The sequence below is a fragment of the Streptomyces sp. NPDC054841 genome, from assembly GCF_053611045.1.
This window is the reverse complement of sequence record NZ_JBSGZO010000393.1, coordinates 1-8,169: the sequence shown is the minus strand read 5'-3', so window position 1 is coordinate 8,169 and position 8,169 is coordinate 1. Positions and strand designations below refer to the sequence as shown.

The following is an 8,169-nucleotide window of genomic DNA, read 5'->3' as shown; positions in this document are numbered from 1 at the left end:
ACGGGCATCTGGCGCATGGGCATCCTGCTGACGGAGGTCGCCCGGAGCTGTTCCGGGCCGAGTCCGGCCTGCTGAGCGAGGGTCGCGGCGTCGCGCCGGCTCTGTGAGGCTGATCACTGAGGTGCGCCGTGCGCGGCGCCCCGCGTGTACTTCGCGTGTCCGGGCGGCGGCCGTTCCGATGCGCCCCCACCGGCCTCTGGTCCGCCGGAAGGCGCTGGTCGCGGCTGCGCCGACGCCACGACCGCATGAGTCAACGCCGCATTCTGTGACGTGACTTGGGAACCCCACCCGATCGCTCGCCCGTCTATTCGATGGGGTCGGGTCCGTTGTGATGACATTCACGCCCACCTCAACTGAAAGTGACGGAACGTAATGAGTGCCCTACAACATCGGCACGTACTGTTACGTGTGCACCGACAGTCGACGAAGGAGACTCATGCGACCGTTCGTACTCAACTACGTACTTCCGGCCGAGAGTCCAGCGGTCGTCGTGTCCTACACGTACGACTCCGCTCTCCAGTTGAATGTGCTGCCGGACGGGCGGCCTGCCATCAACGACCGCGAGCTGATCCTGGCCGCCGGTACGACGACGTCCACCGCCGGTTCCAAGACGCACTTCGACGACTGACGGCCCGGCACACTGATGACTGTGCTGATCCTGACGTCCCGGGAGGACGTCACGGCGGACATGGTGGTCGCCAAGTTGCACGACCGCGGTGTCCCCCTGGTGCGCCTCGATCCCGCCGACCTTCCTGGTGAAGCCGCGCTGTCGGCCGAGTACGTCCGCGGTGACTTCTACGGCCATCTGTCGACGGACGGGCGCCTGGTGAGCATGGGGGCCCTGCGCTCCATATGGGTGCGCAGACCCGGCGATCCGGCGGCGCACGCCCCCGAGCCCTCGGAGTGGCTGACCGCCGAGACCGAGCAGGCCCTGTACGGAATGCTGTACTCCGCCACCGTACGCTGGATGAACCACCCCTGCGTCTCCGCGCAGGCCCGCTGCAAGCCGTGGCAGTTGGGTCTGGCGCACCGCAGTGGTTTCGCCGTACCGCCCACGGTCATCACCACATTCCCGCGAGTGGCCCGTCAGTTCGCGGCTCAGTACCGGGACATCGTGGTGAAAGCCGCCTCGGGCCCGCCGTCCGGCGATCCTCCGGTCGCGCTGCCCACCACCCGTATCGGCCCGGACACCGACTTCGCCGGAGTGGCGGCCGCACCCACGCTTCTTCAGCAGTACATCCCCAAGCAGGCCGACATCCGGCTGACCGCGGTCGGCGGGCGGTTGTTCGCCGCCCGGAAGGCGACCGTGTCCGGACAGGTGGACGGGCGCTATGGCGACACCGGCCATGCCTGGGCGGCCACGGACGTCCCGGACCGCATCGCCCGGGCCGTTCGCGACTACGTGAGCCTCGCCGGCCTCGCCTACGCCGCTTTCGACTTCGCCGAGGACGAGGAGGGCGTCTGGTGGTTCCTGGAGTGCAACCAGGGAGGCCAGTTCGGTTTCATCGAACTGGAGACCGGTCAGCCCATCGCGGAAGCGGTCGCGTCCTGGCTGGCGCCGCCGGCGCGGGAGCAGACGTAAGGCGGGGCCGGAGCGTCGGCTCAGCGCTGGTCGGCGGGGGCCAGGAACCGTTCGATGCGCGTCCGCAGGCCCGCCGGGTCCAGGCCGTGTGCCGTCAGATGCTCCTCGATCTGCCCGTACCGCCGCAACTCCTGCCTGGCGACTCCCAGGCCGAGCACCCGGTGCGGGACATCGGCGAGGGCGTCGTTCGCGGCGGCCGTCGAGGTCCCCGCGAGATACGGCTCGACGATCACCACGTCGGCCGCTCCGCCGCCGGCCGCGCGGCGCACCGTCGCCGCGTCGAAGGGGCGTACGGTCGTCGCGTAGAGCACGGTCACGTCCAAGCCCTCGGTCGCTGCCAGGACGTTGTCGAGCATGGGTCCGACGGCGATCACGGTCCCGCCGCGGCCTTCCCGTACGGTCAGGAAACCGGAGCCGTCTACCGTCCGCGCGTGCTCGTTGGACTGCAGGGACAGCCGGACGTACACCCGGTCGTCCCCGGCGGCAGCGGCATGCCGAAGCAGCGTTTCCGCCTCGTCCGGATGCCCGGGCACATGGACGGTCCAGTCGTCGAGGGTGTCGAGCAGCGCCACATCGCCCGGTGACATATGGGTGAAACCGCCCGCGGGCCAGTCGTACGAGGCCCCTGCGCTCACCAGGACCCCGCCTGCGCCCTGGTGCCCGAAGTCCAGCTTGACCTGCTCGAACGGCCGCTCCACCAGGAAGCTGGCGAAGGTGTGCACGATCGGCCGCAGACCGGTCAGCGCCAGCCCGCCGCCGACCCCGATCATCAGCTGTTCCCGGATGCCGACGTTGATCACCCGGTCGGGGTGCTTGCGCTCGGCGTGCCGAAAGCCGTCCCTGCTGATCTCGGCCAGGACCAGGGCGAGCCGCGGGTCCTCGTCCAGCAGGCGCGTGGTGGTCGAGATGAAGCGGTCGCGCATCGTGTCCATGATCAATATCCCCCTTTTGTGGTGGTCGACTGTGCTCGTCAGGCGTTCTTGGGCTCGACCCGGGCCACGACGGCCCGCGGCCGGCCCGGGTGCGGTGCGGTGAAGGCCTCGTGCAGCGCCTCGTGGTCCCGGCCGTTCACGGTCTCGGCCGACCAGCCCGCGGCCTCGAAGCGCGAGGCGATGCCGCCGGGCCGGCCGTAGGACGCGGACGCGTTGTCGATCACCAGCGTGTGCAGCTGCTCGAGCCCCGCGGGCCCGGCGTATGCGAGGGCCTCGTGATTGCTGCCCTCGTCCAGTTCGGCGTCCCCGATCAGTACCCACACCCGCGGATCGGTGAGCCCCTGCGCCCGCAGCCCCAGCACGGTCCCGACGGCCAGCGGCAGCCCGTGGCCGAGCGACCCGCTGCCGATCTCGGCCCCGGGCACGAGCATCCGGTCGGGGTGGTGCCCGAGCGGCGAGTCGTACGAGCCGAAGCCGGTCAGCAGTTCCTCGTCGAAGAATCCCTTCGCGGCGAGGATGGCGTAGTACGCCATCGGCCCGTGCCCCTTCGAGAGCAGAAACCGGTCCCGGCCGGGCGCGCCGGCCGTCTCCGGCGCCACCTGGAGCACCCGGTCGTAGAGCACCCACAGTGCATCGAGCGTCGAGGTCGCGGCGGGCCCGTGCTTCTCGTCGCCCGTCATCAGGCCCATGAGGCGGTGCAGATCCTGGTACCGGTAGTCGCGTGCGGGGTCCCGCACATCGGTGAGCGCCGTGTTCGTCATGGCACCCACCGTGCAACTTCAACCGCACTTGAGGTCAACAGGCAATCGGTTCGTGACCACCGGGCGAAGTGCGGTATGGTTCTCGTGCGCGTTCGGCCGGGGGAAACCCCAGGTCAGACGGGCATCGGGACGTGGCGCAGCTTGGTAGCGCACTTGACTGGGGGTCAAGGGGTCGCAGGTTCAAATCCTGTCGTCCCGACTCTGCATTACGCAGGTCGGAGGCCGTTCTCTCATGAATGAGAGGACGGCCTTTCGTGCGTCCGGGGGTGTGGTGGTCGCAATGTGGTCGCACGCCCGGTTCGGGGCTGGTTCGCCATGGTGCTCGGCGTGGCCCGCTACGCCGTTGACCCGGCCGGGGCCCGGAGCCTGTGGACGCTGTCCGAGGGGATGCTCGCGGATGCCGGCTGAGTGTTCTGCCTAGGACGGCTGACGGATCTCCGTGACGATCGTGTAGAGCTCGATGATGGCGCCGTCCCTGGTTCGGGCGATGTCCATGCCGCTGACCATCGGCGGTCGACCGTCGGCCGGGCCGTACTGGAAACCGAGGTGGCCGATGTCGTCGAGCTCCGACGCGCCGCCTGCGGGTCGGAAGACCCAGTCCGGGTTCTCGGCACGCAACTCTGCGGCGCGGCGCGTGAGCTCCGTGCGCCCACGGTTGATGCGGTCGGGTTCATGCCACACCACACCTTCGGCGTAGTTCTCGGCAATGACCGCGGCCCGACGGTCCGGGTCGGGTTCGTTGAACACCTCGAGAAGGTTGACTCGCATCAGGTCGGCGGCGGATCTGGTCATGGTGAGTCCGTTCGTGTGGGCTGGTCGGTCGCTGTAGCGGAGGTCCACCGGTCCGCGCGGCCGAGCGGGTCAGGTCGCGACGAGCGGGGCGGTCCGAAGCGAAGCGAGGGCCGAGGTCCAGGCGATGACCTGGTCGAGCATGGTGTCCAGCGCGCGCAGGTTGCGGTCGCCGGGCTTGAAGACGCCGAAGTCCTGGAAGTCGGCGAACAGGGAGAGCATGACTTGCTGGCGCACGTCGGCCATCTGGAGCTCGGCGGCGACCAGGCGCAGTTGTTCGGCGGAGCGTGCGCCGCCCGCGGCGCCGTAGGAGACCAGGCCGAGGGCCTTGTTGTTCCACTCGGCGTAGAGGTAGTCCAGGGCGTTCTTCAGAACACCGGGGACGCCGTGGTTGTACTCGGGGGTGACGATGACGAATCCGTCGTACGCGGCGATGGTCTCGGCCCAGCGCCGGGTGTGCTCGTTCTGGTACTGGCCGAGGGAGGCAGCGGCTCGTCGAGGTGGGGGAGGGGGTGGTCGCGCAGGTCGAGCAGCTCGAAGCCGGCGTCGGTCCGGCGCGAGGCGTGGTCGAGGACCCAGCGCGCCACCTGGTCTCCGACGCGGTTGGGCCGGGTGCTGCCGAGGATGATGCCGATGGTGGGCATGGTTGGCCTGCCTCTTCGTGGTGTCTAGTGCCGTGGCCGGAAAGGTTTGCCGGGAAGCTCGCGGCGTCCGGTGCATGGGGTCTCCCCAGGCCCGGAGGGCCGAGGGGACGCATCGCAAGGCGGAGTATCGCCCTCGTACTGGACGTACTTGGGTGATGCGACAACGCAGCGAGGTGCCGTGCAGGGCGTCGCGAGCCGGTGAACCGTTCCGGCCACGGCACTAGCGTCTGCGGGACATGCGCTGCCCGGAAGGTCGGTGATCGGGCGGGCGCGGTGCGCGGCAGCATGGTGCGGGGGTCGACCGGAGCGGTTCGGTCAGCTCGGCACGGCGGCCGACGCCGTGACGGCGGAGGCGAAGTCGGGCTGCACGCCGAGCTGGGCGAGCATGACGCTGAGGCCGACGTTGCAGTTGAACTCCTTGATCCTGCCGTTCTCGACGTACCAGAAGTCGGCCGTGGGGATGTTGAGCTCGGCGCCGGTCGGCCGGATGGTGCCGGCGGGTGTCTCGAACGGCCCGGTGAAGGTGCCCTGGATCGTCAGCTCGACCGCGACGACGTCGCCCATGACATGAAACCGGTGCAGCTCGCGGTGCACGTCGGGCGCGAGCGCTCCCATGAAGGCGACCAGGTCGCCAAGGTGCTCACCGCGGTAGCTCTCGCCGGCGACGACGTTGTTGAAGACGCCGTCCTCGGCGAACAGGTCTACGGAGCCCTGCACGTCCAGGACGCTGCCCTCGGCCGCTCGGTATGCCGCCCGGACCACGGTCTCCGCGTCGGTGTTCATGGTGCCCTCCTGTGCGAGAGAATCCATTCAAATACTTGATTGAAATTGTGGGCAGGGGCCGGCTGCCTTGTCAAGCGAACGCTTGAATTCATCGTGGCGCTGGGCCGGCATGGCCCATTCGGCGGTATCAGGCGCTTACCGGGCTCCCCGGAGCGCGCCGGCCACCGCGGGGATGAGCATCCGCTCCACCCGCTCGGCGGGCTCGGCCCCCAGCTCGGCCCCGATGGGCGCCAGTGCGAGCCAGTTCAGCATCCCGGCCGCACAGCGGACACGGAAGACGAGCTCCCGCTCGTCGGCGTCGGGAAGGTTCGCCGCCAGTACCCGCACCGCCTGCCGTCGGGCCTGCTCGAACTTTCCGGCCAGCTTCTCCCACCCTTCGGGCGGATCGATCCCCATCCGCGCCACGGTCCGCATCACGGCCAGATCCTGCCCCCCGGCCACGAGCGCTCTCACCATCGGCCGTGCGAAGGCCTCGGCCAACTCGCTCAGCGTCGCGCTCCCGGCCAGAGCGTCGAGCTCCCGAATCTGCGCGTCCAGATATCGCTCCAGCGCGTGCTCGATCGTCACATCGCACAGCGCCTTCAGTGATCCGAAGTGGTAACTCACCGCGGCGACGTTGGCTCCGGCGTTCTGGGTGATCTCACGGAGGGTCACGCCTTCCTGCCCCCGTTGCGCAAGCAGCTCGAGAGCAGCCGACAGCAGATCGTCCCGCGTTCGCTGACCGGCCTCGCGGCGAAGGTCTGTTTTCTCTGGCCTCACGATTGAACTCAAGCGACTGCTTGACTTCATTGTCAAGCTGTCGCCTGAACTGGACTTCCAGCTCTCAGCGTGACGCGGATCAAGGGGGCCGGCCCCGCACCAGAGGCTGACGAGCGCGAAGGTCCATCAACCTCGCATATGCGAGGTCTCACTCCATGAACGACCCATAGATGCAGGCTCATTCCGCTGCTACGGTGCACATCTGCCGCCCGCCGCACCGGGCTGCCACCCTGCGGAGATCCGAGGAGATGGATCCCATGAACCCTGCCTTTCGTCGACGCCCTCGCCACCTGGGCCGGGCCCTCGCCTTCGTGGCGGGTGCCGCTCTGGCGGTGACCGTGCCTCTCGCCGCGTACGCCAATTCCGTCGGGGTCACCGTCCGCACCCCCGGAGCCACTGCCGGCCCCGCCGCCACGTTCGCCGAAATCACCACCGATGCCGCCTGCTCCAGCGGCCTGGTCTCCGGCGGCGGCATCAGCCAGACCATCGGAACGGGTAGCTCCTCCAACGGCAACAAGGTCAACGGCACCGTGCCCAGCCCCGACGGCAGCACCGAGTACCTCGGCTCCACCGGGGTCGTCGGCACCGACGTCACCCACTGGCTGGGCATCGGCGGGAGCGGGGGAGCGGTCAACGGCTCCTTCTCCAGCACCCCGTACGCCATGTGCTTCAGCAGCGGCCTCGTCAACCACACCCAGGTGGTGATGAACAAGCTGGCCGGACCCACCAGTAGCGGCACCGTCGGCCTCGTCACCGCCACTTGTCCCGCGAACACCCGCCTGCTCGGCGGCGGCGCCCACATCACCCCGGCGAGCGTCGGCAGCCTCAAGCCGATCGCAAGCTTCCCCACCTTCAACAACTCCGCCCACGGCTTCGGCCAGAAGGCCGCCGCCAACGGTGAGACCAACCCCGACTCGTGGACCGCGGTCGGCTGGAACGGCGGGGGAGGCAACAGCAACAACACCACCTACGCCTATGCCATCTGCAGCGGAAGCGGCATCGACGTCAGCGGCGCCACGGTCACCGTCCGCCACACCTCGGTGAGCGGTCCCACCGCCGCCACCACCGGGCAGACGGCCACAGCCGGCTGCGGCGAGGGCGACGGCACGCTGGTCAGCGGCAGCGCCGCGATCAGCGGGGGCAGCCTCACCACCACCAACTTCACCGGCCCCGGCTCGGTCGGCGACCACCTCAACGGCAGCTACCCCAGCACCTCCGGCGGCAGCCCGGTCGGCGACGGAACCACCACGGCCGCGTACTGGACCGCCGATGCCCACACCGGCGGAGGCGGTTCCCCGAACACCTACACCGACGCATGGGCGCTGTGCGCCGACGACGGCGCCTGATTCCGCACGGCATCCCATCCCCCGGAGACAGCAGAAGAACTGACACATGAACACATTGCGACCTGCGCGAACCCCCGCTCTGGTGCTGGCAGGCGCCACGGTGCTCCTCGCCGCGGCGCTCGCCCCGAACCCCGCAGCGGCCAGCGCGGCCGAGGCCGTCTGCGGCGCCACGGGCACCCGCACCACCGACCCCGGCGCCGGATGCAGCTGGACCGAGCCCGGCACGGACACCTTCACCGTCCCGGCCGGGGTCAGCGCCGTGACCGTGGACCTGTTCGGAGCAGAAGGCGGTAGCGCGGCTGGGTACGTCACTCCCAACCCGCCCAGTACCGGGGCCCCCGGCGGCCTGGGCGGCCACACCCGAGCCACCTTGACCGTCACCCCCGGTCAGGTCCTTCAGCTCACCGTGGGAGCGGCCGGCATCCCCGGCAGTTCCCGGCGCGGGGAGTACGCCCGCCCCGGCGGATACGGCCACGGCGCGGGCGGCGGCGGCGCGCACGGCGGCGGGGGTTCCGGCGGTGGCGCCTCCGACGTGCGCGTCGGCGGGTTCGGCCCGGCCGACCAGGTCCTGGT

Annotated in this window: 9 protein-coding genes, 1 tRNA gene and 2 pseudogenes; 6 read left to right on the top strand and 6 right to left on the bottom strand. The window is 69.8% G+C overall.

The window, feature by feature from the left end:
• Positions 1 to 436: 436 nt before the first annotated feature.
• Complete coding sequence (tgmA, locus tag ACWGI8_RS34275; RefSeq protein WP_453666975.1) at positions 437 to 628, top strand: putative ATP-grasp-modified RiPP; 192 nt, start codon at positions 437 to 439, stop codon at positions 626 to 628.
• Between the two features lie 15 nt (positions 629 to 643).
• A complete protein-coding gene (tgmB, locus tag ACWGI8_RS34270; protein ID WP_453666973.1) occupies positions 644 to 1,582 on the top strand; it encodes an ATP-grasp ribosomal peptide maturase in 939 nt (312 codons plus the stop codon).
• Between the two features lie 20 nt (positions 1,583 to 1,602).
• Here the strand turns inward: tgmB and ACWGI8_RS34265 are convergent, their stop codons facing one another.
• Positions 1,603 to 2,514, bottom strand: a complete 912-nt coding sequence (locus ACWGI8_RS34265) for a transketolase family protein (protein ID WP_453666971.1) — start codon at positions 2,512 to 2,514, stop codon at positions 1,603 to 1,605.
• Positions 2,515 to 2,552: 38 nt separating this feature from the next.
• The gene (locus ACWGI8_RS34260; RefSeq protein ID WP_453666969.1) at positions 2,553 to 3,275 is read right to left on the bottom strand and encodes a transketolase; all 723 of its coding nucleotides are present in this window, start codon (positions 3,273 to 3,275) and stop codon (positions 2,553 to 2,555) included.
• Positions 3,276 to 3,400: 125 nt separating this feature from the next.
• Between ACWGI8_RS34260 and ACWGI8_RS34255 the strand changes: the two genes are divergently transcribed.
• Both ACWGI8_RS34255 and ACWGI8_RS34250 read left to right on the top strand, forming a co-directional pair.
• Positions 3,401 to 3,474: transfer RNA gene (locus ACWGI8_RS34255), tRNA-Pro, on the top strand.
• 83 nt (positions 3,475 to 3,557) lie between these two features.
• The gene (locus tag ACWGI8_RS34250) at positions 3,558 to 3,683 is read left to right on the top strand and encodes a hypothetical protein (protein WP_453666967.1); all 126 of its coding nucleotides are present in this window, start codon (positions 3,558 to 3,560) and stop codon (positions 3,681 to 3,683) included.
• Between the two features lie 9 nt (positions 3,684 to 3,692).
• Here the strand turns inward: ACWGI8_RS34250 and ACWGI8_RS34245 are convergent, their stop codons facing one another.
• From ACWGI8_RS34245 to ACWGI8_RS34230, 4 genes and pseudogenes are all read right to left on the bottom strand, one after another.
• Complete coding sequence (locus ACWGI8_RS34245) at positions 3,693 to 4,067, bottom strand: nuclear transport factor 2 family protein (protein ID WP_453666965.1); 375 nt, start codon at positions 4,065 to 4,067, stop codon at positions 3,693 to 3,695.
• 69 nt (positions 4,068 to 4,136) lie between these two features.
• Positions 4,137 to 4,708, bottom strand: a pseudogene (locus ACWGI8_RS34240) (NADPH-dependent FMN reductase).
• A 315-nt stretch (positions 4,709 to 5,023) separates the two neighbouring features.
• Positions 5,024 to 5,491, bottom strand: a complete 468-nt coding sequence (locus ACWGI8_RS34235; protein WP_453666963.1) for an ester cyclase — start codon at positions 5,489 to 5,491, stop codon at positions 5,024 to 5,026.
• Positions 5,492 to 5,626: 135 nt separating this feature from the next.
• Positions 5,627 to 6,280: a TetR/AcrR family transcriptional regulator gene (locus ACWGI8_RS34230; RefSeq protein ID WP_453666961.1), complete on the bottom strand. Its 654-nt coding sequence runs from the start codon at positions 6,278 to 6,280 to the stop codon at positions 5,627 to 5,629.
• A gap of 227 nt (positions 6,281 to 6,507) precedes the next feature.
• Between ACWGI8_RS34230 and ACWGI8_RS34225 the strand changes: the two genes are divergently transcribed.
• Positions 6,508 to 7,596, top strand: a complete 1,089-nt coding sequence (locus tag ACWGI8_RS34225) for a hypothetical protein (protein WP_453666959.1) — start codon at positions 6,508 to 6,510, stop codon at positions 7,594 to 7,596.
• A gap of 46 nt (positions 7,597 to 7,642) precedes the next feature.
• A pseudogene (locus ACWGI8_RS34220) lies at positions 7,643 to 8,169 on the top strand (hypothetical protein); the annotation flags it as partial.

Bases quoted from the DNA above. Each gene is read 5' to 3' on its own strand.
- tgmA (WP_453666975.1), top strand. From the start codon at position 437: ATGCGACCGTTCGTACTCAACTACGTACTTCCGGCCGAGAGTCCAGCG.
- tgmB (WP_453666973.1), top strand. From the start codon at position 644: ATGACTGTGCTGATCCTGACGTCCCGGGAGGACGTCACGGCGGACATG.
- ACWGI8_RS34265 (WP_453666971.1), bottom strand. From the start codon at position 2,514: ATGGACACGATGCGCGACCGCTTCATCTCGACCACCACGCGCCTGCTG.
- ACWGI8_RS34260 (WP_453666969.1), bottom strand. From the start codon at position 3,275: ATGACGAACACGGCGCTCACCGATGTGCGGGACCCCGCACGCGACTAC.
- ACWGI8_RS34245 (WP_453666965.1), bottom strand. From the start codon at position 4,067: ATGACCAGATCCGCCGCCGACCTGATGCGAGTCAACCTTCTCGAGGTG.
- ACWGI8_RS34235 (WP_453666963.1), bottom strand. From the start codon at position 5,491: ATGAACACCGACGCGGAGACCGTGGTCCGGGCGGCATACCGAGCGGCC.
- ACWGI8_RS34230 (WP_453666961.1), bottom strand. From the start codon at position 6,280: ATGAAGTCAAGCAGTCGCTTGAGTTCAATCGTGAGGCCAGAGAAAACA.
- ACWGI8_RS34225 (WP_453666959.1), top strand. From the start codon at position 6,508: ATGAACCCTGCCTTTCGTCGACGCCCTCGCCACCTGGGCCGGGCCCTC.